The organism is Erythrobacter sp. JB3-1 (genome assembly GCF_057364995.1).
Map to the genome: position 1 here is coordinate 1,093,570 of NZ_CP200289.1, position 23,767 is coordinate 1,117,336.

The window sequence follows — 23,767 nt, forward strand, 5'->3', positions numbered from 1 at the left end:
GGCAAAAGCGCAAGCCCAATCTGTCTTTGGTCTACCCCTTAGATCTGATCGGACAGGATCAACCACGCCGCCAGCGCATTGAGACCGCTATACCCTAGATAGACCCAGACGAGCATGGGCCAGCCATTGGCAGCCAGCATCATCGCGGCGAGCAAAACCATAAATTCGGTCGCAAGCGTTAGCTTTCCGCCGAGCATATGCACAAACCAAGGCATTTGCCCCAGCATTGGGTGGCCACTCTTCAGCACCGCCTGATGCAAAGCGAAATTTCCCACGCCAAGGGCAAAAATGATGATCACAGGCAGCACAGCGGCACTATGGCGCAAACGCTGGTCTGCTGGAAAGGGTCATTCGTCGGTCAGTTTATCCCATCTGTCTGGAACACGCCGCACCAGTCGAGCGGCATTCTGCGGCGAACGAGCATCGAATGACCAAGCGCCTCGCTTTTCCTATTTCTGATTGTGCAAGGGCGGTTTCGGCACCCCCATTCGAACCCCCGCTCGAACCGAGCCGCTTCTTGCAAATGGAGGAAACTATGCTGAAGACTACTTTGACCACTGCGGCCCTTGGCCTTGCAGTCGTATCAACCCCCGCTCTCGCTGGCCCGACTGATGTTCCGAGCGTTGAAATTGCAATTGCAGATATCAATCTTGGCACTCCGGAAGGCCAAAAACAGCTCGATCGCCGCGTGAGGAAAGCCGCGCAAAGCATTTGTGAAGTGAACAAACGCCGCTCTGGCTCGCGGATCCCATCAATGGACAGCAAGCGTTGCTATGCCAAGGCGATGAAAAGCGCCGAACAGCAAGTCGCCACTCTAGTGGAAGCGCAGCAACGCGGCGGTTGATCCGCAAACACCATAGCAAGACCCCTATGAGCCTGAATTCAGGTCCATAGATGACGGCTCGGACCCTATCCAGTCCCAGGGTTCGAGTCGTCTTTTAGTATCGACAAAGGGGCTGCCCAGAATCACTTCTGCATCACACGAAAGACACCTTAGCGCCCCGCCATACCCTTCACTTTCGAGAGATAGGTCCGGCCAATCCGCAAGGCGTCACCGTTCTGAAGCTCGGCAGACCAAACTCCCAAACCATCATGGCGCAGGCCGCGAATGTTATCGCGCCGCAGAATGGTCGAACGGTGAATGCGGATGAATTCATCGGGATCCAACCGCTTTTCCAGCCCAGCGATCGTTTGGAGCAATAGATAAGACTGAGGCGCTTCGTCAGTGCCGATATGGAGCCGCACATAATCGCGCTCAGCATCGATCTGATGGACTTCGCTAACCGCGACGCGCAGCAATTCGGAGCGATGCGGAACCCATAACTCATCAAGCCATTTGCTGGCCTTCTTACCCGTCTCGCCGTGGCGGGCTACGGCGCGCTCAATCGCGCGGCCCAAACGGTCAGCAGAAACGGGCTTCAGAACATAGTCGATCGCCTCGAGGTCAAAAGCCTCAACTGCAAAGTCATCATGCGCCGTGACAAAGATAACCGCGGGCGGATTTTTCATTTTGCCGAGCTTCTTGGCGACCCCAAGGCCGTCGAGCTCTGGCATGGTCATATCGAGCAAGATCAAATCCGGGGTCAGCGCCTCGACAAGCCGCAAGGCCGCAGCCCCATCGCTGGCCGTGCCAACCACATTGATTGAACCAAGTTCAGCGCAAATCACCTGAATGCGCTCAACCGCAAGAGGCTCATCATCGACAATGAGGGTGCGCAAGGCACCGCTGGTTTCTTCGTTGTCAGCCATTTTTGGTCAGTGGTATCCGCAGTTCTGTTTTGTATCCGCCCTCAATAGGGCTTGAGCTTAGAACAATGTCTGAACCGAAGCGCGCCTCCAACCGGTCGCGGACATTGGCAAGACCGATGCCAAAGCCGTGGCTTGCATTTTCAGGAACGCCGGGTCCATCATCGCTAACTGTCACAACCAGCCGATCAAACTCTTCGCGCGCTTTGACCGTAATGGTCACCGGTCGGTTTACGGCGGACACCGCATATTTGACTGAATTTTCAACCAGAGGCTGCAAGATCATGCCCGGCACGCGCGCATCCGCAAGATCATCAGGGAGGTCAAAATCGCAGACCAACCGCTCTGGGAAGCGCACCGCCTCAATGTCAAGATAGAGCTGCTGGAGGTCAAATTCGTCCCTTAGTTGAACGTCAGAGGTTGGCTCGTCCGCTAGGCTGTGGCGATAAAACCGCGACATGGTCTGGATCATGCGCTCCGCACGCTCTGCCTTGCCGGTCATCACCAGAGCGGATAGCGAGTTTAGCGTGTTGAACAGGAAATGCGGATTGACCTGATAGCGCAGAGATCGCAGCTCGGCCGCCTCTGCAGCGGACCTGAATTCCTGCCCGCGCCGCTCCGCTGCCCGCGCCTGATACCCCGCTAGAATAGCGAAATAGAGCGACGCCCAGGCAAGCAGCAGGAAATAGCGGCCCAGCGCAATATCGAACACGGCCTTCCACACGTCCGCGCTGGTTTGCGCAGGCACCAGGATCACGCTTTCGGAATCAAGGATCGTATCGGCGCCATTCGCACCATCTGGCGCTACGCGCGTCACCGGCACATCAACCATCAGATTTCCCGCCTCATCACGGCGCAGATTGATGCCGTTCTTCTCAGCGTATTTTCGTTCTTCCACTTCCTGCATGTCTTGGAAAACCAGATGATTGGTTTTCCCAATCGCAATCGCAACCGGAACCGACAGGATGATCGCAGCCATCACCTTGATCCATACCGCTTTGTGATCGAACAGGCGCAGCATGCCCCACAGGGCAATCGTCAGCGCTATGCCCACCATAGTCACGATGCCGCGTCGCCACGCCATTTCAACCTGGAGCTCGTAGTCCATGACGAAGCTGCGCATGGTGATGAGGACGAAATAGGTCGCCCACATCACGATCATCGACAGCAGCACCATGCGGAAAGGCACGGTGGGCCGCTTTTCGAAAGTTTTAGAGATAATCATTAGACTTGCGCAGATAGCGCGCGCGGGAAAGTATGGCCAATTTCTCGTCGGACATGGTCATGCATTGGTCGAATGCCAGTCTAAGCGGATCGCCTCTTAAAACCGGCATTCGGACCAGAGTTCCCGCGACAGCGCAATCACTATGCCCTTGGCTTGATCATTTCCGCAGGCACGATCCATTGCGCAAATTGCTCTTCGGTAAGCAGGCCAAGTTCCATGCCCGCCTCCTTCAGAGTCGTGCCATCAGCATGAGCCTTTTTCGCGATTTTGGCCGCATTGTCATAGCCGATATGCGGATTGAGCGCGGTAACGAGCATCAGGCTCTCGTTCATCAGCTTATCGATCCGATCAGTATTCGCGGTGATCCCGGTCACGCAATTATCGGTAAAGCTGCGCGCCGAATCGGCCAGCAGACGAATCGATTGCAGCACATTGTAGATCATGACCGGCTTGAAGACATTGAGCTCCAAATGCCCGTTCGATCCCGCGATGCTAACCGTCGTGTGATTGCCCATCACCTGAGCGCAGACCATGGTCAGCGCCTCGCACTGAGTCGGGTTGACCTTGCCCGGCATAATCGAAGAGCCTGGCTCATTCGCTGGCAGGGCAATTTCGCCAAGTCCGCTACGCGGGCCAGAGCCGAGCAGGCGAATGTCATTGGCGATTTTCATCAGGCTGACGCCGATTGAGTTCAGCGCACCAGAGAGCTCCACCAGCGCATCATGCGCCGCCAGAGCTTCAAACTTGTTCGCTGCGGTTACAAAATCATGCCCGGTCAATTTCGCTGCATGAGCCGCAAATTTCTCCGCAAAGCCGGCCTTAGAATTGATCCCGGTCCCGACCGCAGTCCCACCTTGGGCGAGTTCCAAAACGCGCGGCAGAGCGTTTTCGAGCCGGGCGATGCCATATTCAACCTGCTTCGCGTAGCCTGAGAATTCCTGACCCAAGGTCAGCGGGGTGGCGTCTTGCAAGTGTGTGCGGCCAATCTTGACGATATCCGCGAACGCCTGAGCCTTGGCGTCAAGCGCAGTGTGAAGCGCTCCGAGCGCCGGTATGAGCTGCTCCACCGTTTCGCTCGCCGCGGCAATATGCATCGCCGTGGGGAAGGTATCGTTTGAGGATTGGCCCATGTTGCAATGGTCATTGGGGTGAACCGGCTCTTTGCCGCCATGCTGACCGGTTAGAATTTGATTCGCGCGGCTGGCGATCACTTCATTGGCGTTCATATTGCTCTGCGTGCCAGAGCCGGTTTGCCAGACAGAAAGCGGGAATTGATTGGCCAAAGTGCCATCAATCACTTCATCAGCCGCCGCGACGATCGCCTCGCCCAGTTTTGCATTGAGCACGCCCAGCTCCATATTGGCGAGCGCTGAGGATTTCTTCTGAATACCCAACGCCTTTACCAACGGCGCAGGCATAATCTCATCGCCAATTGCGAAGTTTGCGAGGCTGCGCTGGGTTTGCGCGCCCCAATGGCTGTCAGCCGGAACAGAGACCTCACCGAGCGAATCGGTCTCAACGCGCACTGCGCCTTCCCCTGCTGCACCCATATTTTTAACGTCGCTCATCGAAGACATACTCCATTCGGTCTATTTTAGGCTCCCATAAGCACTGCTAATCGTGAACGTCAAAGCCCTTGGCGCTAGCGGTGCGAACAGCTAAACGTCTTGACGCGCTGTATTGCTGGAGTAATACAGCTCTCGTGGAGTGAACATGACTGAGTTAAATGCACCTGTCGCCCGCAAGGCTATGATTGACAGTCAGCTGCGGACCAGCGGCGTGAATGAAGAATATGTGCTGGCGCGCATGAATGCCGTGCCGCGCGAGAATTTCGTGCCGGCTGAGGCGCGTCCCATTGCTTATATGGACCGCGCAGTACCGCTGGGCGATGGCCGCTATCTCTCATCGCCGGTCGTGCATGGGATGATGCTGACCGAGGCCGCACCGACCAAGAACGACAGCGTTCTGGTGGTCGAATGCGGAACGCAATATTTTGCGGAGCTAATCGGACCGCTGGTAGCAGACGTGCAGCAAATCACCGCCGAAGAGGCTTTGGCCAAGAATTCGCGCAAGACATTCTCGCTGGTCGTGGTCGATGGCGCGATTGAGCATTTGCCAGATGGGCTTGCCAAACGCCTCGCGGAAAATGGCCGGATCGTTACCGGTATCGTTGAGAACGGCATCACCCGGATCGCATCGGGCCGCAAAGTGGCTGGTGCAGTTACCCTGCAAGCGGTGCACGATATCGGGATCCCGGTCCTGCACGAATTTGACCAAGCGAAAAGCTGGAGCTTTTAACGCATGACACGCGCGCGCCTGCCCAACATCCGCCGAATGAGCTCTCTGGCCAGTATTGCTGCAGCGCTCGCCGCCGGGGCGATAGCTGTGCCGGCACAGGCGGATACGCTGCGCGATGCCTTGGTAGAAGCCTATAACACCAACCCCACGCTGCAAGGCGCACGAGCCGATCAGCGCGCGACCGATGAAGACGTGCCAATCAATCGCGCCAACGGATTGCCCACCGCGACAGTAACAGCGACGCATATCGAGTTTGTGCGCCGCTCCGCCAACTCGTTTACTGCGCCGGAACGCAACCTTGGCGTCAATGCGGCATTGCTCGTCCCGGTCTATTCCGGCGGTGCAGTGCGCAATGCGGTGCGCGCCGCGAAAGAGCGAGTGGCCGCTGGCCAAGCCACTTTGCGAAACACCGAGAGCACCGTGTTCAGCCAAGTCGTTGCCGCCTATATGGATGTACTGCGCACCGAATCGCTGGTTGCGCTCAGTGCCAATCAGGTCGAAGTGCTGCGCATCAATCTCGAGGCGACCAGCGACCGCTTTGAGATCGGCGATCTGACCCGCACGGACGTCGCACAGTCGCAATCGCGGCTGGCGCTGGCCGAAGGCGATCTGAGACTGGCCGAGGCCAATGTCATCTCCGCGCGCGAGGTTTATCTCCAATTGGTTGGCAAAGCGCCCGGCACGCTGATGGCGCCGCCGCCGCTGCCTGGACTACCTCAGAATGTTGGAGAGGCCATCGTAGCCTCGCTTGAGAACAACCCCAATCTGATCGCCGCGAAAGAACGCGCTGAGGCTGCTGGATACGATACTGAGGTTGCTGGCGCCGGGCGTCTTCCCACCGTCGGCCTGTTCGCCAATGGCGACTATAGCGATTTCTTCGGAACACTCGGCGGTCCGGTTTCATCCGACTTTTCACAAAGCGAGAAGACCGCAAATGTCGGCGTCCGGGTCACGATCCCGATCTTTCAGGGCGGACAGACCGCCGCACGGCAACGTCAAGCGGGCGCCCGCGAGACATCGGCCCTAGAGGCGGTGATCGCCTCTGAACGCAGCGTCATCCAGGAAACCCGCTCAACCTATTCCAATTGGCAGGCCGCCAACGCGGTGATCGAAAGCTCGCAAGTGGCCGTAGAGGCTGCTGAGCTCAGCCTGGAAGGCGTGAAAGCGGAAAATTCGATTGGCAATCGCTCAATCCTCGATGTGCTCAATGCTGAACAGGAATTGCTCTCTGCCCGAGCGCAATTGGTGACCGCACGGCGCAACGCCTATGTCGCTGGCTTCTCCCTGCTCGCCTTGATGGGGCAGGCCGAAGCGCGCGATCTTAACCTGGATACTGGCGGTGTGCTTTACGATCCGCAAGTTAACTATGAGCGGGTGCGCGGTAAGATCTGGGACTTTGACCGCGACCCAGAACCTTCGCCAAATTCGACCAGAACCGTTGACATTCCGGCAGCCGACGCGACAATCGGGCCCACATTGGATTCAGACGAAGTCAATTGACACGCGGCTAACTATCCGTAACTGCGTCTGAAACTTAGTTAACAGTATCAGCGAGCTACGAGCACAAAATGGCGCAAGATAACGAAGCTTCGGTCGAGGAAATCCTCGAATCAATCAAGAAGGTGATCGCCCGCGACAACCGCGAAGGTGCGCTGGAAGCGCGCCGTCGGCGCGAGGAAGAGGCTGAGCGCGCAGATACAGCCACTGTTGCTGAAGACGCTGACGAAGTGCTCGACTTGGCAGAAATGGAATTTGTTGAAGACGTGGATGCCGATGATCAGGCGGGCGACGATGGTGAGTTTTTGCTGAGCGCCAGCCAAAGCGAAGATCACGATCCGCAGCCGACCAATGAGGCCGTGCGCGGCGCAATGCGCGAAAACCTGGAAGCCTTGGCCATGCTGGCCGAGCCCGGCGCTCAGCCGCAGATCGTTCGCTCTGGCGAGACCTCACTCGAGGGGCTGACCCGCGATCTGATGCGTCCAATGCTGGCCGAATGGCTTGAGAAAAACCTGCCCGGAATCGTTGAGAAGCTCGTCCAAGCTGAAATCGCACGGATCGCTGGCAAGCGCGGCTAATTTGTGCGTCTGCGCGCGCTTCGCCGCGCGTGAAACTCTAGCCAGAGACGAAGCGAGGCGTTAGGCCCCGTGTCCATGACGAAATTCATGCCCAGCAGCGCCGCTTTTGCTGCGCTTTGCATCGCTCTCTTCACGCATTCGCCCGCCGCCGCTGATGACCATGCCAAGGTCATTCCGGGAGTGGAAACCGCCCCTATGTCGGCGGAGGACTTAATCTCTACGCCGCGTCTTGGCGGGCCGATCGTGACGAATGATGGGCGCTTTGCGATTTACCAGGTCACGAGCACCGATCCGGAGAGTTTTGAGCGCACGCCGAGCCTCTACCTGCTGGACCTGAAAGAGCCGGGCAAGGCTCCTGTTTCTCTGGAGCTAGGGCTCTCGGCCAATTCGCTCGCCTTCGGCTCCGACGACAACCTCTATTTTCTCTCCTCTGAGCACACAGACGAAAGCGAGGAAGAGCGCAGCCGCGTATGGAAGGTCGCACTAAAGGCTGATGGCAATGTCACTGGCCCGAGTTTGGTCGCCGACATGCCGCTCGCCGATATTCACGGCTTCAAACTGTCGCCCGATGGCGACCGGATCGCGCTGTGGGCACCAATCGCTCGTGATTGTCCGACATTTGGCTGCGAAGGTGATGGTGAAGCCCATCTGCCCGGACCGGGCACTGGTAGGCTCTACGAGGGCGATGGAGGGTTCTTCCGCCATTGGGACACTTGGTCGACGCCGGGCACCTATAACCGCGTGTTCGTATTCGATATTCACCGTGGACAGGTAATCGGCGGCGTTCCGATTGACGGCATTGATCCGGAAACCGGTCTCACCGGCAACACGCCCACTATGCCGTTTGGCGGGGGCGAGGATATTGTCTGGACGCCGGACGGGTCGGGCATTTATTTCGTTGCCCGAAAGAGCGGCGCGGCAGAGCCCGCCTCGACCGATCTCGACATCTATTTCTCTGACCTTTCGGGCGGAGCGCCAAGCGAGCTGACCGCCGCAAACCAAGCGGTCGATACCGGCCCGGTGCCATCGCCTGATGGCAAATATCTGGCCTATGTCGCCATGGCGCGGCCAGGCTACGAATCTGACTGCACGGTCGTGCATCTTCGCGATCTCAAGACCGGCGAGACCCGCGCACTCACTCAGGACTATGATCGCAGCTTTGGCGGGTTATCCTGGACGCCAGACAGCAAAGCCATTCTAGCCACCGCCGCCGATGTTCTCGACACCCCTGTGTTCAGGATCGATCCAAAGACCGGCGTGGTCGAAAAGCTTGATCTGATGGCCGGCAATGAGGCGCATATCGGCAATGTCACGCCGCTGCCCGATAACCGTTTGCTGTTCACGCGCGATTCGATTGGCGCGCCTGCGGAATTGTTCCTTTCAGACGGATATGGGCAGGCCCGGCCACTGACCGATGTCGCCACCACCCGCACGGGCAAGATGGCATCAACGGTGACCACGCGTTTCAGCTTTCCCGGTGCAGGCGGTGAGACTGTCTGGGGCCAGATCACCCGGTTGGAGCAGCAGACCGGCCCCATCCCGGCGATCCTCTACATCCACGGCGGCCCGCAGGGCACATTCCGCGATGGATGGTCCAGCCGCTGGAACCCGCGCGTTCTTGCAAGCCAGGGCTACGCAGTAATCTCGGTCGATTTCCATGGATCCGCAGGATATGGCCAGGACTTCATGGATGCGATCAACAAGGATTGGGGTGGGAAACCACTGGAAGACTTGCAACTGGGCCTTGAAGCAGCGCTGAAACTCGACCGTCAAATCGATGGCGGCAATGCCTGCGCCATGGGCGCGAGCTACGGCGGCTATATGGTCAATTGGATCGCTGGAAATTGGCCAGATCGCTTCAGTTGCCTGATCCAGCATGACGGCCTGTTCGACATGCGCAGCTTCTATTACTCTACGGAAGAATTGTGGTTCCCCCGCTGGGATTTCGGCGGATCATACAGCGAAGCGCGCGAAACCTATGAGCGCTGGAACCCCGTCAATCACGTCGATAAATGGCAAACGCCGATGCTCGTGATCACGGGTGAGAAAGACTACCGGGTGCCGTACAGCCAAGGCCTGCAGAGCTTCACCGCGCTGCAAGAGCGCGGCATCCCCTCACAATTGCTGGTGTTCCCGGATGAGAACCACTGGGTTCTGGGCGCTGAAAACTCGCTGCAATGGCATGGCACCGTGTTCAATTGGCTCGACCAATGGCTGGTGCAGAACGTCGAGACAGTCAAAGAATGACGGAAAGCCCGAACGAACTGAGCCTGCTCGCGGCGCAAACCGCGTTGTCCAAGAAATACGGTGCTGAGACTGAGCGTCATATCTTCCTGTGCGCGCTCAGCGAAAAGCAAAAGTGCTGCTCACCAGAGGCAGGCGAGGAAGCCTGGACCTTCTTGAAAACGCGGATGAAAGAGCTTGGCCTGATCGGACCCAAGCGTACGTCAGAGCATCCGCGCGGGCCGGGCGGCGGTGTTCAGCGAAGCAAAGCCGATTGTTTGCAGATCTGCTCCCACGGGCCAATTGCCGTCGTGTGGCCGGATGAGGTCTGGTACCACTCCTGCTCGCCAGCCGTATTGGAGCGGATCATCACTCAGCATCTGATCGGCGGAGAGCCAGTCGAAGAATTCCGCCTGCAGCCAGCACCGCGCGTGGTTTAGCCAGCTGAGCTAGCGCTCAATCCTCGTCGCGTCTGCCCCACAGCTCATCAGGATCGGGCAGTTTGTTGTCGACCGATTCGTCATGCCCCGTCCCATTGGACAGGAACACCAGCCCCATCAGCCCGCCGCCGAGTAGCATCGTGAAGCTGATGCCGAGCGCCACCGCGATGTAAAAATGGACAGAAATTGCGCCGTTGAACTTATACAAGAGCGCCAGCGCGATCACCACGACGCCAATCGTCACCCCCATCAGCAAACGCATGATGCGGCGATAGCGCGCCCAAGCGTAAGCGGCGTTTTCTGGATCGTCGAGCGGGGATTTGTTGACCATGGCCCCCACATGCGCCGGGGCCGGGGAGGATTCAATAGGCTTGCGGTGGACCTGAAGGCTGTTTGAGGCGGCTCACGCCTTTCCCGCGCCCTAAGTGACACACCAGATTCGCTTTTTTGCGATTCAAGTGGCATGTTTTGCAAGTCGTCACAGGAGGCCGCGCAACATGACCATCGCCAAAATCATACCCAACCGATCCGCTTCGGATATCATTGCCTGCAATGTTGATACGCCGGTCTCGCAAGCAGTGGCGATGCTGGCAGGCAAAAAGATCGGGGCCTTGCCAGTGCTCGATAATGGCGCGGTCGCCGGGATTCTTTCCGAAAGAGACGTGATTTACCGCATGGCGGAAGAAGGTGCGAACTGTCTCAGCAGAACGGTTGGACAAATCATGACCTCACCTGCGGTGACGGTTGAGCCTTCGACAACAATCGACGATGCCCTCGCGCTGATGACCCGGCGGCGGTTCCGCCATTTCCCAGTGATCGACAACGGCGCGCTGTGCGCCTTCATCTCCATCGGCGACCTAGTGAAGAGCAAAATTGACGAGGTTGAACACGAGGCAGAGGCTCTGCGGACCTATATCCAAACCAGCTAATACAGGGCCGGTGGCCCGGTAGTGCTTGAGGAATGGGGCAAGGCCGCCTAAATTGAACATATAATGGCCGAAACACTCAAACTCACACCTTCCGCTGCGAAGCGCGTTGCGCTGATCGCGCAGAAGCAGAAAGCGCCCGCTATTCTGCGCCTGTCCGTCGAGGGTGGGGGATGCTCTGGCTTTCAGTACAAGTTTGATTTGGCTAATGCGCCTGACAATGACGACAGCGTGAGCGAGACAGACGGCGTGAAGCTGGTCGTCGATCCGGTCAGCCTTGATCTTGTCGGCGGCAGCGTGGTGGATTTCGTCGAATCACTGGGCGGAGCGGCATTTAAGGTCGAAAACCCCAATGCGGCGGCCGGATGCGGCTGCGGCTCCAGCTTCGGGATTTGAGTTAGACCCGCGCGGCACTTTGGGCCATTACGGCTTTCATGAAAATCGCTACCTACAATATCAACGGGATCAAAGCCCGCCTGCCGCGCCTAAAGGAATGGCTCGCTGAAACACGCCCCTCTGTGGCCTGTCTACAAGAGATCAAAAGCCAGGATGAAGGCTTTCCAGCGAGCGAGTTTGAAGAGCTGGGCTATCACGCCATCTGGCATGGCCAGAAGAGCTTCAACGGCGTTGCTATCCTGACCGATGGCAAAGCCGGCTATGAACCGCCAAAGGAAGTGCAGCGCGGCCTCGGCATTGATGGCCCAAAGGACGGCGAGGGCGAGCAATCGCGCTATCTTGAGGCCGACATAACGGACAAGGACGGAAGCACAACCCGGATCGTGTGTCTCTATCTGCCAAATGGCAATCCGCTGCCCGGGCCGAAGTTCGACTATAAACTGGCCTGGATGGAAAAACTGCGGGCCCGCATGGGCGAAATCTGGGCTGAGGAAGTCCCTGCTGCGGTGCTGGGTGATTACAACGTGATCCCAGAGGATGATGACGTGTTCGCGGTCAAAGCAATGGCCAGCGACGCTCTAATGCAGCCGGAATCGCGCGCCGCCTATGCCAGATTGCTGGGCGATGGCTGGACCGATGCGGTGCGCACGCTTAATCCGCGCGGCGGCGTGTGGACCTATTGGGACTATCAAGCCGGCGCATGGCAACGCGACCATGGCTTCCGGATCGACCATATCCTGCTCTCGCCGGAGATGGCGGATCGCCTAAGTGCTGTGGGCGTCGATAAGGAACATCGCGGGCGCGAGAAGGCCAGCGATCATGCGCCTGTCTGGGCCAGTTTGGTTTAGCCTCGACCTCGCCACCCGCGCCCTCCACCCTTCCGCCCGGAATAGTGTCCGGTAGGCTCCGGGGGAAGGATGGAGGGCGCACGTGGCGGTGGTTCTCCAAAACAAAAGCCCCCGCTGTTTCTAGCGAGGGCCTGCTAAATTTTTGAAGATCAAACTACCGGTAGAAAATATGGGTGTTGATCGAGGCGCGCTGCGTCTTTTTGCGGCTCCATGAGGGGCGCACATATTTCGCATGGAAATAGAGCGAATCGTCCGCTTCGGACTCCCACATCGCGTCATGCGCGATTTGAGCGATCGCTTTGGCGCGCTTCCATGCAGCGGTACCGGTGCGAATGTTTGGCATCCGTCCGCCCTTTACGAAGGAGAATTGCGCACGCTGGTATACAACGCCGCAATAGCTTGCCGGGAAGCGGCGATCATCTGCGCGGTTCATTACAACCTTTGCAACGGCGAGCTGGCCAGCAAGTGGTTCACCGCGCGCTTCGAAGTAAACCGCGCCAGCGAGGCAGCGCAGTTCTTCGGATAGTGTGCCAGTGGTATCGATTTGACCGACAAGCTGGCGCAACGAGTCCGCTGTTGGTGCCGCTTGAGGGATCAAAGAAGCTTTGTCGTCGTCTTCCAGTGTCTCAGCGGCCAGTGGTTGAACCACCTCCTGCGAAATGAAGACGGCCTCGCTGCTCTCAGCGACCTCAGGAACGGACACCACTTCGGCGTCGCTTTCCTGAGCGACAGCACCGGACATGTCGGCGCTGGAGAAACTGATGGTGCCAATCGCGACAACCGCGGCTGCACTCAAAGAATAAGTCTTACGACTCATGAACAATCACATTCTGTGCGGTGAGCAAGCTCCGACGCAGGCTTAGACCTGTTGCGAGTGTGTTCGCGGATTAAGAGAGGGGTCTAGTGTGCCTACCGGCTGCCCCCCGTCTGCGTGCTGGTCCGCCGGCCGTATCGCCGCGTCAAACCGCCTACGCTCTTGGAAGCTGTCGGGGCAAATAGTCACAGCTGCAACCATGTCAAGTTAATGGAGGTTGGATGCGACGAAGCGTTCCGGGTCCGCGACGTCCACCTCTAGGATCCAATTATCGGGGTCTTGCGCGCCTCGCCGATCCAAGTATTCGGTAAATTCATAAGGTTTTTCAATATTTTGAACCTTTGTCGCAACGAAAGAGCGTGACCCGTCTAGCTGCGGCATCCGCTCATAAAGTGTTGCGTTTTCACCGCGATACATGGTTACCACGAGGATCGTTCCAGCGTCCCTCTCTCCCTTCGAAAGGACCATTGCCGTGCCGCCTTCAGCCTCGGCAGCGCGGATCAAACCGGTGATTTCGATATGGGCGGGCAGCCGCGCGTCCATTTTACTGACCTGAGCTGTCCTGGTCAGAAGTGTAGCCAGGCAGGCTGGACAGCGCGATCCGCGAGCGCATAAATGTGCCCGTGCCGCGGCCAATCTCATCGCCCTCTGCATCGACCAGCCGCGATTCGGCGACAAACACCCGGCGCTTTCCGCTGACCCAGCGCCCCTCAGCCACAACTTCGCCCGTCCGCACAGGCTTGGTGAAATGCAGGTTGAAGCTGGTCGTGAGCAAAAAGCGGTCGGTTGCCAGCGTGTTGGCCGCGTAAAAGGCCGCATCATCGAGCATTTTGAAATAGATCGTGCCGTGGGCCGCGCCTGCGGCGTGAAACACATCGTCGGTGATGGTGAAGGTAAGGCGCGAGCGTCCTTCTTCGACAATCGCAAGCTTAGAGGCGAACTTAGCGTTGATCGGGGCTGAGTTATACAGCCCTTCGAGCGCGCGGTAATGGCGCTCAGCGCCTCCCGAAGAAGCCTCTGCGCCCGAACCCGTCGCAGGCTCACTCATATGATCCTCAGGCGGCATCACGCAGGAATTGGTTGGTCAGAACAGAATAGAGCGCGTCAGCATCCGGCGCCTCTAGCACAGCATCTAGGATCGCATCATCGCGCATCAACCGCGAAATAGTCGCCAAAGCATGCAGGTGAGTCGCGCCCGCATCTTCTGGCGATACCAGGCCGAAAATCAGGCTGACAGGCATGGCATCAGCCGCAGCGAAATCGACGGGCTGTTCCAGGCGTAGCAAAACAACAGTGGGGCGCTTGACCTCAGAGGAGCGGCAGTGCGGAATCGCGACAGCCCGACCAAAGCCGGTGCTACCAAGCGCCTCACGCTCTTCCAAACGCTCTAGGATATCCACACGATCAAGCCCATGAACCTCCGAGAACATCTCGGCAATCTGGCTCAGGACTTGCTGGCGCGTTTCCAAACGAGCCGAGGCAACCGCCTCGGGCAGCAATCTCAGATTTACATCCATCGCAAAAATCGTGATCCTAATTCAGTCACTCGCATGTCATAACCACATCACTGGGGTTGCCGCTGTTCTGCGCGGCGTTTCTCCTGCGGTCATGAAGGGGCAATTCTGTCAGCAGGTGTGCTGCGCTGCCCTATCGCGGCTCAACCCAACCGATTGAGCCATCTGAGCGTCGATAAACCATATTATGCCTCTCAGTGCCAGCATTTTTGAAGAACAATGCGTTCGTATCGCGCAAATCCAGCATCATAACAGCGTCCGCTACGCTGTAAGATGGGATGTCTGTGCTGGTTTCTGCGACCACCAGCGGCGCGTCCGCCACAACCTCTTCTTCGGGCTCTTCGGAGGCAGCAAAGATAGTGTAGGCCGCCTCTTCTTCACGCTTCGCATGGTCGGCTTGTTCATGCCGGTCATTGAGACGGCGTTTGTAGCGGCGCAGCTGCTTATCAATCTTGGCCGCGGCATTATCCAGCGCTTGGTGGGCGTCATGCGCATCCGCCCGAGCCTTCAGGATCAGGCCCTGCATCACATGCGTCACAATGTCGCATGAGAATGCGCCGCCTGGCGCTTTGCCAAAAGTGACATGAGAGGAGATCGCTCGGTCGAAATATTTATCGACGATGCCGCCTAAACGGTCTTCGACATGCTCCTGCAATGCCGCGCCAGTTTCCACTTGATGCCCTGAAACCCGGATATCCATTGTGGCTGTCTCCTTTGTTGTTTTCGACCCAAATGCACTACGCGCGTTATGATGTGAGAGAACTCAACGCGCCCAGATTGCCTTTTCAATTTCGTCTACGAACGCCTTGTGCCGCGCCAATTCCCCTGCCGTAGCTGCATGCGGGCGCGGTTCGCGGCGATCGCGCCGCTTTGCCGCTGCGGCCAAAGCTGCCGCTGGCACGCTGACATCTTCCCGGCCGCTTGCCATGTCAGATCCTGCGTCTGCTGCGAGCCCCAAGCCAATTTGGCGGCCACCGGTTAGCTCAACATAGACCTGCGCCAGCAGTTCCGCATCGAGCAGCGCCCCGTGCTTCACCCGGTGGCTGCGATCAATGCCATAACGCGTGCAAAGTGCATCCAATGACAGCTTGGAACCAGGGTGTTTCTTACGCGCCAGTGCAACCGTATCAACCATCCGGTCCAATGAGATCGGCTCCATCCCGATCAGCACCAGCTCATTGTTCAAAAAGCCAAAGTCAAAGCTGGCATTGTGCGCAACGAGCGGCGCATCGCCCAGAAACTCCAGCAATTCGCCCGCCGTGTCTTTGAACAAGGGCTTTGTCTCGAGGAAAGAAATCGACAGCCCATGAACCGCCTCTGCGGCCTGGGGCATATCGCGTTGAGGATTGTAGTAGGCGTGATAGCTGGCGCCCGTTGGCACCCGCCCCACCATCTCAACACAGCCAATTTCGACCATCCGGTCGCCTGTCTTAGGATCAAGGCCGGTGGTTTCAGTATCAAAGACGATTTCGCGCATTTGCAGTACTATCGGACCAAGATTGCGAAGGCGCAAGAGGTCAATTGCAGCAGCTTAACCCAAATTGGTGCCATTAGGTGGCGGTTAGTCCAAGGCGCGCGGCGCGTCAGGCGGCGTTAGTGGTAAGCTGCGCAATCAAATCGCTCACCGCCGCCTCAGTTTTCTCCAGCGAAGTGCCTGTACCGATCACATAGTCGGCGCGTTTGCGCTTTTCTCTATCGGGCACTTGCAGGCCGAGAATGTGCTCAAATTTCTCCGCCGTCATGCCGGGGCGGGCAAGCACCCGCTCGCGCTGAGTCTCGGCCGGGGCGGAGACAACCATAACGGCATCAACCGCTTCATTGCCGCCACCCTCAAATAAGAGCGGGATGTCAAACACCAGCAGCGGAGCGCCAGCATTGTCTTGCAGGAACTCGGCGCGTTTCCGACCAACCGCCGGGTGCACAATGCCCTCTAGCTGCCGCAGCTTTTCCGGCTCAGCAAACACCAGTTTGCCCAGCGCCTCTCGCTCAACGCCATTTGGGCCAGTTGAACCGGGAAAGGCGGCCTCAATAGCAGGCAGCAAGGATCCGCCGGGGCCCTGCATCGCGCGCACCTGCGCATCGGCATCGAATACGGGCACGCCTTGCGCCTCAAACATGGCGGCTACGGTCGACTTACCCATACCGATTGAGCCGGTGAGGCCGAGGATAAAGGGTTTGCTCACTGAGATATGACCTCGCGCAGCTGTGCATCGTGATCGCGTGGCGGGGCCTGCCCGAAAAACTTCTCAAACGCCGCTGCTGCCTGTCCAATCAACATGGATAGCCCATCAATTGTCGGAAATCCTGCCTTGGCCGCGCGCTGCAAAAACGGGGTTTCAACCGGGTCAGTGACAATATCATAGGCGATGCTTCCGGGCGGCGCATGGCTCCAGTCAAACACCAGTTCGGGGCTGCCCCGCATGCCCAAAGGTGATGCGTTCACCACCAGATCAAGGCACCTGTCGCGGTCATCAAAGGCAAAGTCTGTGGGCTCCGCGAAATGATCGAGCGGGGCGATGTAATGCTCACCCTCAGGGTGTAGTTCTTTCAGCAATTGCTTTGCCTTCGCCTGGTTGCGCGCGGCGATCACGAGGGTGAAGCCATGCGCGGTGAGGGCAGTGATGATCGCCCTGGCCGCTCCGCCGGTCCCAATGATGCGCGCCATGCGAAACAGGTGCTCGCTGGCCAAAATATCCTGCAGGGGCTCTGTAAAGCCCACCGCATCGGTGTTGGTGCCGATCAGCTCTCCATTGTCACCGCGATACACCGTATTGACCGCGCCAATCTTCTGCGCATCACCCACCACCTTGTTAAGGAGCGGGATCACCTCTTGTTTCAGTGGCATGGTGATATTGCAGCCACGCCAGGCCGGATCCTCGCGGCGCTCAGCGATATAGCTGGCCAGATCAGCGCTGGTGACCCGGTGAGAGCGATAATCTGCTTCAATCCCAAGCTGTTTAAGCCAAAACCCATGGATCAGAGGCGATTTCGACTGCGCAATCGGATCGCCAATCACCTCGGCATACTTAATGCTCATCTCTCGATAACACCAAACTGCCTCAGCGCCCAAAGCACCTGCATCAGAGGCATTCCCAGAATTGTAAAATGCGATCCTTCGATTGAGTCGAACAATTGCACCCCGATTGCTTCGATCCGAAAGACACCCACACATCCGGAAACAGCAGGCCATTCTTGGTCGAGATAATTCTCGATAAATAAATCACTGAGATCGCGGACTTGAAGCCTAGCGCAATCCCAATTGTCCCACTTCAAAGTTTCATTTCGGGCGAGTGCAGCACCCGCATAAAGTTCTAACGTTTTGCCGGAAAAGAAGCGCAGGTGATCTGCCGCTTCTTCTCGCGATGTTGGTTTATCGAAACGCTTGCCTTCCACAATGACCAGAGAATCCGAACCTAGGACAAACTCTGCATCAGTCTTCGAGGCAATCGCCAGCGCCTTTGCCGCGGACAGTCCTGCAACGACATGGTCTTGCTCATCACCGTTCCACGACCGCTCCACTGCCCGCTCATCAATATTCGCCGGGATCGCATCATACTCTACACCCGCCGCATCGAGCATCGCGCGGCGAGAGGCCGATTTAGAAGCCAATATGAGTTTCGGGGAAGGCGCGTTCATATCGGTTTTGCCGTCCCATCAACCGGTCGATCGCGGCGCTCCCGCTCTTGGACCAGTCGAATAATCGCTGCCGCGCTTTCCTCAATCGAGCGGCGCGTCACATCGATCACGGGCCAGCCATTGTCGGCAAACATCCGGCGGGCAAATTGCAGCTCATCCTTTACCCGGTCGCCATCAACGTAGGAGGTCTCTGTGCCCTCATTGAGCGACAGCAGGCGGTTGCGCCGGATTTGCACCAAACGCTCTGGCGCTGTGGTAAGGCCGACGACCAAGGGATGCCGCAGGCCAAACAGCGCTTTGGGTGGGGGGCTTTCCACGACCAGTGGGATATTTGCGACCTTATAGCCGCGGTTAGCGAGATAGATGCTAGTCGGTGTCTTTGAGCTGCGCGAGACCCCGGCCAGGACAATGTCCGCCTCTTCCCAATTTTCCCAGCCAATGCCGTCATCATGTGCGATGGTGAACTGGATCGCCTCAACCCGCTTGAAATAGGCCTCATCCATGAGGTGCTGGCGGCCCGGGCGTCCGTGCGCCTCTTCGCCCAATTGTGCCTCTAGCGCCGCCGTGACGCCATCCAGCACAGGAACCGCTGGCAATCCAAGCTGGCGGCAATGCTCCTCAAGCCGGGTGCGGGTATCCGTATTGACGAGTGTGAACAGGACCAGGCCAGGATTATTGGCCAGGTCAGGTACAATCCGGTCGAGATGGTTGCGCGAACGCACCATAGGCCAAAAGTGACGGTTTACTTCGGGATCATCGAACTGAGCCAAAGCCGCCTTAGCGATCATCTCCAAGGTTTCGCCGGTGGAATCCGATACGAGATGCAGATTCAGCCGGTTCATAGCGTTTGGTGTTTGATCCCTGGTCGGCGCAGTGCCAATTTCATGCTGCTTGGTCGCTATGCTTTATCAGCAGCGAGAGCATGTTGATAGACATAGGTATAAACCACGGGAGAAAACGGTCGACAAGATCGGGGATGGGATTCATGCCCAGTGACAGGCTTGGGGCTGCCCATTTGTCGACACGGGACAGCAAGTTTAAACAGGCTGGGGAGAGCGGGGATAAGAATGGCTTGACCGCATAAATACCTAGATTCGCGTTCTCCTTTGGGTCTGTTCAGAGCCGGAGAAATCAGGCAGAGGCTGGTAATTCCCGATTTCCACAGGGCCAACAAACTCCTACAAACCTTATATAAATATATATATTTATTGATTGGAGCCGTTCTATGCCGGGCATTTTGCTCGATACTCTTAAAGGAACCAAACAGGAAAAGGTTCCCATTTGGCTGATGAGGCAAGCCGGTAGGTATTTACCCGAATACAGGGAGTTGCGTGCCGAAAAGGGTGGTTTTCTGGAGCTTGTTTACGACAGCGAAGCAGCGGCTGAGATCACGGTTCAGCCCATTCGCCGGTTCGGCTTTGACGGGGCCATCCTGTTTTCCGATATTCTGATCGTTCCCCATGCTATGGGCCAAGGCCTCGCATTTCTCGCAGGCGAGGGACCCAAACTGAGCCCCACTTTGCTGGAGGCGAAACTTGAGGATTTCACTGCGGCACCAGAGCGATTTAATCCAATCTATGAGACCGTGCGGCTGACACGCGGCATGATCAGCGATGAGGTCACCATGCTCGGTTTTGCGGGCAGTCCGTGGACCGTTGCAACCTATATGATCGCTGGCGAGGGTAGCAAAGATCAGGGACCAGCGCGCTTGCTCGCGTACCGCGATCCGGCCCGTATGCAGGCGATCTTAGACGCGATCATCGATGTGACCATCGGCTATTTGCGCGGCCAAATCGACGCTGGGGCAGAGGCGGTTCAATTGTTCGACAGCTGGGCAGGCAGTCTCGCGCCAGATGAGTTTGAGCGCTGGGTTATCACGCCGAACGCGAAGATCGTTGCAGCGATGAAGCAATCCCATCCCGACACGCCGATTATTGGATTTCCGAAGGGGGCGGGTGCGAAACTGCCCGGCTATGCTCGCGAGACCGGGGTTGATGCGATCGGGTTGGATGAGACGCTGGATCCAGACTGGGTCCAATCGGTTTTGCCCGATGGAATGCCGGTTCAGGGCAATTTTGATCCATTGTTGCTCGAGGCGGGCGGCGAGGCCGTTGGCGCAAGAGCAAAGTTGATCCTTCGCGCCTTCGCCGAGCGTCCGCATGTCTTCAATCTGGGACACGGCATTGGCCAATTCACGCCGATCGAGCATGTTGAAAGCTTGCTTGAAACTATTCGGGGCTGATCAGGGGATGAAATTCACGCCAAGTCTCCCTACACAGGCTGCATGCAGGATCCTCTTTCGTTGATGTACGTGTGGCTCAAAGCAGGCCATGTGATTTTCATGGTGTTTTGGCTGGCGGGGCTGTTCATGCTGCCGCGCCAATGCATCTACATTCTCGACCACGCCAGCGGCTCTGAAGGCGAGGCGAAATGGGCCGAGCGCATGGGCAAGCTGCGCAAAATCATCATGACCCCCAGTCTGATAATAGTATGGGTTTTGGGGCTGACTTTGGCCTATTCCACCAGCGCATTCACGCAAGGCTGGTTCCACGCGAAACTGGCTCTGGTGCTGGTGCTGACGGGCTATCACGGCTGGCTGGTGGGCCAGACGAAAAAGATGGCTCGGGGCGAGCGACCGCTCACTGAAAAGCAATTGCGCATGTTCGGTGAGGTGCCCGGTCTGATCCTCGTTGTGGTCGTGGTGCTGGTCTACACGCGGCCGTTCTAAGCGCGGCGATTGTTGCTTGGTCGGGTTTTCCTCAGACTTATCCGGCGTCTTACACTTGCCTTTTTCAGACCAGCGGCAATTCGGCAATTGACCTGAGCGCGTCGCTCTCATATTTTGCAATTCATTAACCCGGCTTTGATGGCGCGGCAATCGCGTTATCAGGTCTGCTTTCTCCAAGCCCAAGCCTGCTCGCAAATCTGCGATCTGGCACCTCTTTTCAAAAGAGGCACTGACCCGCCGGTCATCTCCAAGACGGAACCTAAATTACTATGCATCTTAAAGACTTAAAACTGAAAACCCCCGCTGAACTCGTCCAGATGGCCGAAGAATTGGGCGTTGAAAGTGCCTCAACTATGCGCCGGCAAGATCTGCTGTTCAGCATTCTGCGCGAGCTCGCTGAGGACGAAGAATACAACGAAGACATTATGGGGATCGGCACGATCGAAGTGCTGCAGGACGGCTTTGGTTTTTTGCGCTCGCCGGAGGCGAATTACCTCGCTGGTCCGGGCGATATCTATGTTTCGCCGAACCAAATTCGCAAATGGGGCCTGCGTACAGGCGACACCGTTGAGGGGCAAATTCGCGCGCCGAAAGAGGGGGAGCGCTATTTCGCTCTAACTGATCTCACCAGCGTCAACTTTGAAGGCCCCGAAAAGGTGCGGATGCGCACCAATTTTGACAATCTGACACCACTTTACCCGGATGAAAAGCTGACGCTGGACCAGGCCGATCCGACTGTTAAAGACAAATCCGCCCGGGTGATCGATATCATCTCACCTCAGGGTAAGGGCCAGCGCGCATTGATCGTTGCGCCGCCTCGGACGGGTAAAACGGTTCTGCTGCAAAACATCGCCAAGGCGATCACCGACAATCATCCTGAAGTGCACCTTCTGGTGCTGCTCGTCGATGAGCGCCCGGAAGAAGTCACCGACATGCAGCGTAGCGTGAAGGGGGAGGTGATCTCATCGACCTTTGACGAACCAGCCAATCGACACGTGCAAGTCGCTGAAATGGTTATTGAAAAGGCAAAACGCTTGGTCGAGCATAAGAACGACGTGGTGATCCTGCTCGATTCCATCACGCGCCTTGGCCGGGCTTACAACACGGTCGTGCCAAGCTCTGGTAAGGTTCTGACCGGCGGTGTGGATGCCAACGCGCTACAGCGCCCTAAGCGCTTCTTTGGTGCCGCTCGTAACATTGAGGAGGGCGGTTCGCTTTCCATCATCGCGACCGCGCTGATCGACACCGGCAGCCGGATGGATGAGGTTATCTTTGAAGAATTCAAAGGCACCGGTAACTCTGAAATCGTGCTGGACCGTAAGGTTGCCGATAAGCGCATCTTCCCAGCACTCGATGTTGGTAAGTCCGGCACGCGTAAGGAAGAGCTGCTGGTCGAGAAGGACAAGCTCTCCAAGATGTGGGTGCTGCGCCGGATCCTGATGCAAATGGGGACGGTCGATGCGATGGAATTCCTGCTCGACAAAATGAAGGATTCCAAGACCAACGAAGATTTCTTCGAAACGATGAACCAATAGAAGCTGGCTGGCGATATGCTGCGGCAATATCTCTACATCAGCACCGCGCCGAGCCTTTCGCGTGAGGAAGTGGAGTCGATCTTAAACAGCAGCACTCGTAACAATCCCGCGCGTGGGGTGACGGGCCTACTGCTGTATAACGGCCGAAACTTCCTCCAACTGCTTGAGGGGGAAGAGGCGGAGCTGGTCGATCTGATGCTGCGGATTTCTTATGATCCGCGCCATTCCGGCGTTTCCTTGCTTGATCGGCGCGATATTGCTCAGAGGTCATGCTCGGATTGGGCGATGAAGCGGATTTTGATCGCAGAACCTGTTGAAGAGCGTCAGCGCTTGCTCGAGGCTGAGCTTCCGCAAGATTTGCAGCCTGAAATGCGCAAATTGATCGTCAATTTCGCGATTTTGAACTGACTTCCGGCTGCCAAAGCTGGTGTTTTTATAGACACTGTCAGCGGCAAACCGTTTTACCTGTGTTAACTGATCGTTTTCACTAAGACGGTATTCGGCGCCCAAATAAGGGGAAAGAAGCCGTGCGTCAAATCATCTACAGCAGTGTCCAAACGCCTGAACTTGGCGAAGGCGGTGTGTTTGAAATTATCCAGACGTCCGTGCGCAACAACACTGCAAAAGAGCTACGCGGCTTTCTCATATATTCAGGCCGATCGTTTTTTCAGGTCCTTGAAGGGCCGGGCGATGCGGTAAGCGATGTCTTTGAAATAATTTGCAAAGATCCTCGCCATGAGAAGATCGAGGTGTTGTGCGATCAATCTGTTCAGAGGACACATTTTGATCGCTGGGCTATGCAGCGGATTGCCGTCCAAAGTGATGATGATTGGGCGGCCAGTCTTGGGGCCTTGGAAGAACCCGTTCGGCACGCCGGCATTTTGCCATTTGTTGAAGACTTCTTGGGAACGGCCTCAGCCAAAGCAGCATAGACGCGAGGTTTCGTCCGTTCAGCTTGCCGCCTTTTGGGCCGCCAATTGCGCGCCCATCATTTCCCAGACCTTGTTCACGGCCTTTAGCGGCCTGACCATAACTTTGAAATCTTTGATTTTTCCTTCCTCATCGAAGGTAATCATGTCTATGCCGTTCACTTTGATACCGTCCATTTCGGTCTCGAATTCAAGCACTGCTGTGTTGTCGCTAACAACTTCGCGAATATAGCGAAAACTGGCGTTGCCGAGTGTTTGCCCGGCAGCCGAAAGATAGGCGACGACGATTGAACGTCCTTCTTGCGGCGTGTGCACGACCGGGGAGTGAAATACGGCATCGTCGCGCATGATGCTGGCTAATTCAGACGCTTTGCTACCGTTTTCGGCGATTTGATGCCACTTTTTGAGTGCCTCATGGGCGGTCATGCTTGTCA

The 23,767-nt window shown here is 57.2% G+C and carries 30 protein-coding genes; 14 read left to right on the forward strand and 16 right to left on the reverse strand.

The features are described 5' to 3' along the window. Positions 1–38 precede the first annotated feature (38 nt). Entirely contained in the window at positions 39–326 is a 288-nt protein-coding gene (locus AC0V6M_RS05130; protein WP_486137778.1) for a hypothetical protein, read from the reverse strand. A gap of 209 nt (positions 327–535) precedes the next feature. On the opposite strand from AC0V6M_RS05130, the gene AC0V6M_RS05135 reads away from it, so the two are divergent. Next, entirely contained in the window at positions 536–844 is a 309-nt protein-coding gene (locus tag AC0V6M_RS05135; protein ID WP_486137779.1) for a UrcA family protein, read from the forward strand. A gap of 149 nt (positions 845–993) precedes the next feature. On the opposite strand, the gene AC0V6M_RS05140 is transcribed toward AC0V6M_RS05135, so the two are convergent. The 3 genes from AC0V6M_RS05140 to fumC all read right to left on the reverse strand — a co-directional run bounded on the left by AC0V6M_RS05140 (position 994) and on the right by fumC (position 4,539). Continuing rightward, positions 994–1,749, reverse strand: coding sequence for a LytR/AlgR family response regulator transcription factor (locus AC0V6M_RS05140; RefSeq protein ID WP_486137780.1), 756 nt, complete (start codon positions 1,747–1,749; stop codon positions 994–996). Beyond that, a complete protein-coding gene (locus AC0V6M_RS05145) occupies positions 1,742–2,971 on the reverse strand; it encodes a sensor histidine kinase (protein ID WP_486137781.1) in 1,230 nt (409 codons plus the stop codon). The genes AC0V6M_RS05140 and AC0V6M_RS05145 overlap by 8 nt, the downstream gene beginning before the upstream one ends. 140 nt (positions 2,972–3,111) lie before the next feature. After that, positions 3,112–4,539 (reverse strand): class II fumarate hydratase, encoded by a 1,428-nt coding sequence (gene fumC, locus AC0V6M_RS05150; protein WP_486137782.1) that lies wholly within the window; start codon positions 4,537–4,539, stop codon positions 3,112–3,114. Between the two features lie 145 nt (positions 4,540–4,684). On the opposite strand from fumC, the gene AC0V6M_RS05155 reads away from it, so the two are divergent. The 5 genes from AC0V6M_RS05155 (at position 4,685) to AC0V6M_RS05175 (ending at position 10,007) form a co-directional block, all read left to right on the forward strand. Next, positions 4,685–5,269 carry a protein-L-isoaspartate O-methyltransferase family protein gene (locus AC0V6M_RS05155; RefSeq protein WP_486137783.1) on the forward strand — a complete coding sequence of 195 codons (585 nt, stop codon included), beginning with the start codon at positions 4,685–4,687 and terminating at the stop codon, positions 5,267–5,269. A gap of 36 nt (positions 5,270–5,305) precedes the next feature. Beyond that, complete coding sequence (locus tag AC0V6M_RS05160; protein WP_486139568.1) at positions 5,306–6,769, forward strand: TolC family outer membrane protein; 1,464 nt, start codon at positions 5,306–5,308, stop codon at positions 6,767–6,769. 68 nt (positions 6,770–6,837) lie between these two features. Further along, positions 6,838–7,344, forward strand: coding sequence for a DUF2497 domain-containing protein (locus AC0V6M_RS05165; protein ID WP_486137784.1), 507 nt, complete (start codon positions 6,838–6,840; stop codon positions 7,342–7,344). Between the two features lie 75 nt (positions 7,345–7,419). Then, positions 7,420–9,591, forward strand: coding sequence for a S9 family peptidase (locus tag AC0V6M_RS05170; protein WP_486137785.1), 2,172 nt, complete (start codon positions 7,420–7,422; stop codon positions 9,589–9,591). Next, the gene (locus tag AC0V6M_RS05175) at positions 9,588–10,007 is read left to right on the forward strand and encodes a (2Fe-2S) ferredoxin domain-containing protein (protein ID WP_486137786.1); all 420 of its coding nucleotides are present in this window, start codon (positions 9,588–9,590) and stop codon (positions 10,005–10,007) included. The genes AC0V6M_RS05170 and AC0V6M_RS05175 overlap by 4 nt, the downstream gene beginning before the upstream one ends. A gap of 16 nt (positions 10,008–10,023) precedes the next feature. Here the strand turns inward: AC0V6M_RS05175 and AC0V6M_RS05180 are convergent, their stop codons facing one another. Continuing rightward, positions 10,024–10,338: a hypothetical protein gene (locus AC0V6M_RS05180; RefSeq protein ID WP_486137787.1), complete on the reverse strand. Its 315-nt coding sequence runs from the start codon at positions 10,336–10,338 to the stop codon at positions 10,024–10,026. 166 nt (positions 10,339–10,504) lie between these two features. Here AC0V6M_RS05180 and AC0V6M_RS05185 point away from each other — a divergent pair, with 166 nt between their 5' ends. The 3 genes from AC0V6M_RS05185 to xth all read left to right on the forward strand — a co-directional run bounded on the left by AC0V6M_RS05185 (position 10,505) and on the right by xth (position 12,177). Further along, a complete protein-coding gene (locus AC0V6M_RS05185; protein WP_486137788.1) occupies positions 10,505–10,936 on the forward strand; it encodes a CBS domain-containing protein in 432 nt (143 codons plus the stop codon). 63 nt (positions 10,937–10,999) lie between these two features. Further along, positions 11,000–11,329 carry an iron-sulfur cluster insertion protein ErpA gene (gene erpA, locus AC0V6M_RS05190; RefSeq protein WP_486137789.1) on the forward strand — a complete coding sequence of 110 codons (330 nt, stop codon included), beginning with the start codon at positions 11,000–11,002 and terminating at the stop codon, positions 11,327–11,329. 38 nt (positions 11,330–11,367) lie between these two features. Then, entirely contained in the window at positions 11,368–12,177 is an 810-nt protein-coding gene (xth, locus tag AC0V6M_RS05195; RefSeq protein WP_486137790.1) for an exodeoxyribonuclease III, read from the forward strand. A gap of 154 nt (positions 12,178–12,331) precedes the next feature. Here the strand turns inward: xth and AC0V6M_RS05200 are convergent, their stop codons facing one another. From AC0V6M_RS05200 to AC0V6M_RS05245, 10 genes are all read right to left on the reverse strand, one after another. Next, a complete protein-coding gene (locus AC0V6M_RS05200; RefSeq protein WP_486137791.1) occupies positions 12,332–12,994 on the reverse strand; it encodes a cell wall hydrolase in 663 nt (220 codons plus the stop codon). 204 nt (positions 12,995–13,198) lie between these two features. Further along, entirely contained in the window at positions 13,199–13,534 is a 336-nt protein-coding gene (locus AC0V6M_RS05205) for a DUF1491 family protein (protein ID WP_486137792.1), read from the reverse strand. 1 nt (position 13,535) lies between these two features. Further along, the gene (locus AC0V6M_RS05210) at positions 13,536–14,039 is read right to left on the reverse strand and encodes a PaaI family thioesterase (protein WP_486137793.1); all 504 of its coding nucleotides are present in this window, start codon (positions 14,037–14,039) and stop codon (positions 13,536–13,538) included. Between the two features lie 7 nt (positions 14,040–14,046). Next, a complete protein-coding gene (locus AC0V6M_RS05215) occupies positions 14,047–14,508 on the reverse strand; it encodes a PTS sugar transporter subunit IIA (protein WP_486137794.1) in 462 nt (153 codons plus the stop codon). 130 nt (positions 14,509–14,638) lie between these two features. Further along, positions 14,639–15,205 (reverse strand): ribosome hibernation-promoting factor, HPF/YfiA family, encoded by a 567-nt coding sequence (hpf, locus tag AC0V6M_RS05220; RefSeq protein ID WP_486137795.1) that lies wholly within the window; start codon positions 15,203–15,205, stop codon positions 14,639–14,641. Positions 15,206–15,268: 63 nt separating this feature from the next. Then, positions 15,269–15,982: a DNA polymerase III subunit epsilon gene (gene dnaQ / locus AC0V6M_RS05225; RefSeq protein ID WP_486137796.1), complete on the reverse strand. Its 714-nt coding sequence runs from the start codon at positions 15,980–15,982 to the stop codon at positions 15,269–15,271. A gap of 106 nt (positions 15,983–16,088) precedes the next feature. Then, positions 16,089–16,688, reverse strand: a complete 600-nt coding sequence (gene coaE / locus AC0V6M_RS05230) for a dephospho-CoA kinase (protein ID WP_486137797.1) — start codon at positions 16,686–16,688, stop codon at positions 16,089–16,091. Continuing rightward, positions 16,685–17,542, reverse strand: coding sequence for a shikimate dehydrogenase (aroE, locus tag AC0V6M_RS05235; protein ID WP_486137798.1), 858 nt, complete (start codon positions 17,540–17,542; stop codon positions 16,685–16,687). Before aroE ends, coaE begins: the two co-directional genes overlap by 4 nt. Then, the gene (locus AC0V6M_RS05240; RefSeq protein WP_486137799.1) at positions 17,539–18,141 is read right to left on the reverse strand and encodes a Maf family protein; all 603 of its coding nucleotides are present in this window, start codon (positions 18,139–18,141) and stop codon (positions 17,539–17,541) included. Before AC0V6M_RS05240 ends, aroE begins: the two co-directional genes overlap by 4 nt. Continuing rightward, positions 18,138–18,983: a pyruvate, water dikinase regulatory protein gene (locus tag AC0V6M_RS05245; RefSeq protein WP_486137800.1), complete on the reverse strand. Its 846-nt coding sequence runs from the start codon at positions 18,981–18,983 to the stop codon at positions 18,138–18,140. Before AC0V6M_RS05245 ends, AC0V6M_RS05240 begins: the two co-directional genes overlap by 4 nt. Before the next feature lie 383 nt (positions 18,984–19,366). Here AC0V6M_RS05245 and hemE point away from each other — a divergent pair, with 383 nt between their 5' ends. The 5 genes from hemE (at position 19,367) to AC0V6M_RS05270 (ending at position 23,336) form a co-directional block, all read left to right on the forward strand. Further along, positions 19,367–20,383, forward strand: coding sequence for a uroporphyrinogen decarboxylase (gene hemE, locus AC0V6M_RS05250; protein ID WP_486137801.1), 1,017 nt, complete (start codon positions 19,367–19,369; stop codon positions 20,381–20,383). 42 nt (positions 20,384–20,425) lie between these two features. Next, the gene (locus tag AC0V6M_RS05255) at positions 20,426–20,869 is read left to right on the forward strand and encodes a CopD family protein (protein WP_486137802.1); all 444 of its coding nucleotides are present in this window, start codon (positions 20,426–20,428) and stop codon (positions 20,867–20,869) included. Between the two features lie 269 nt (positions 20,870–21,138). Further along, on the forward strand, positions 21,139–22,404 hold the full coding sequence (gene rho, locus AC0V6M_RS05260) for a transcription termination factor Rho (protein ID WP_486137803.1): 1,266 nt from the start codon (positions 21,139–21,141) through the stop codon (positions 22,402–22,404). 15 nt (positions 22,405–22,419) lie between these two features. Continuing rightward, positions 22,420–22,812 (forward strand): BLUF domain-containing protein, encoded by a 393-nt coding sequence (locus AC0V6M_RS05265; RefSeq protein WP_486137804.1) that lies wholly within the window; start codon positions 22,420–22,422, stop codon positions 22,810–22,812. A 119-nt stretch (positions 22,813–22,931) separates the two neighbouring features. Then, a complete protein-coding gene (locus AC0V6M_RS05270; protein WP_486137805.1) occupies positions 22,932–23,336 on the forward strand; it encodes a BLUF domain-containing protein in 405 nt (134 codons plus the stop codon). An 18-nt stretch (positions 23,337–23,354) separates the two neighbouring features. Here the strand turns inward: AC0V6M_RS05270 and AC0V6M_RS05275 are convergent, their stop codons facing one another. Next, positions 23,355–23,759 carry a nuclear transport factor 2 family protein gene (locus AC0V6M_RS05275; protein ID WP_486139569.1) on the reverse strand — a complete coding sequence of 135 codons (405 nt, stop codon included), beginning with the start codon at positions 23,757–23,759 and terminating at the stop codon, positions 23,355–23,357. Positions 23,760–23,767: the final 8 nt, after the last annotated feature.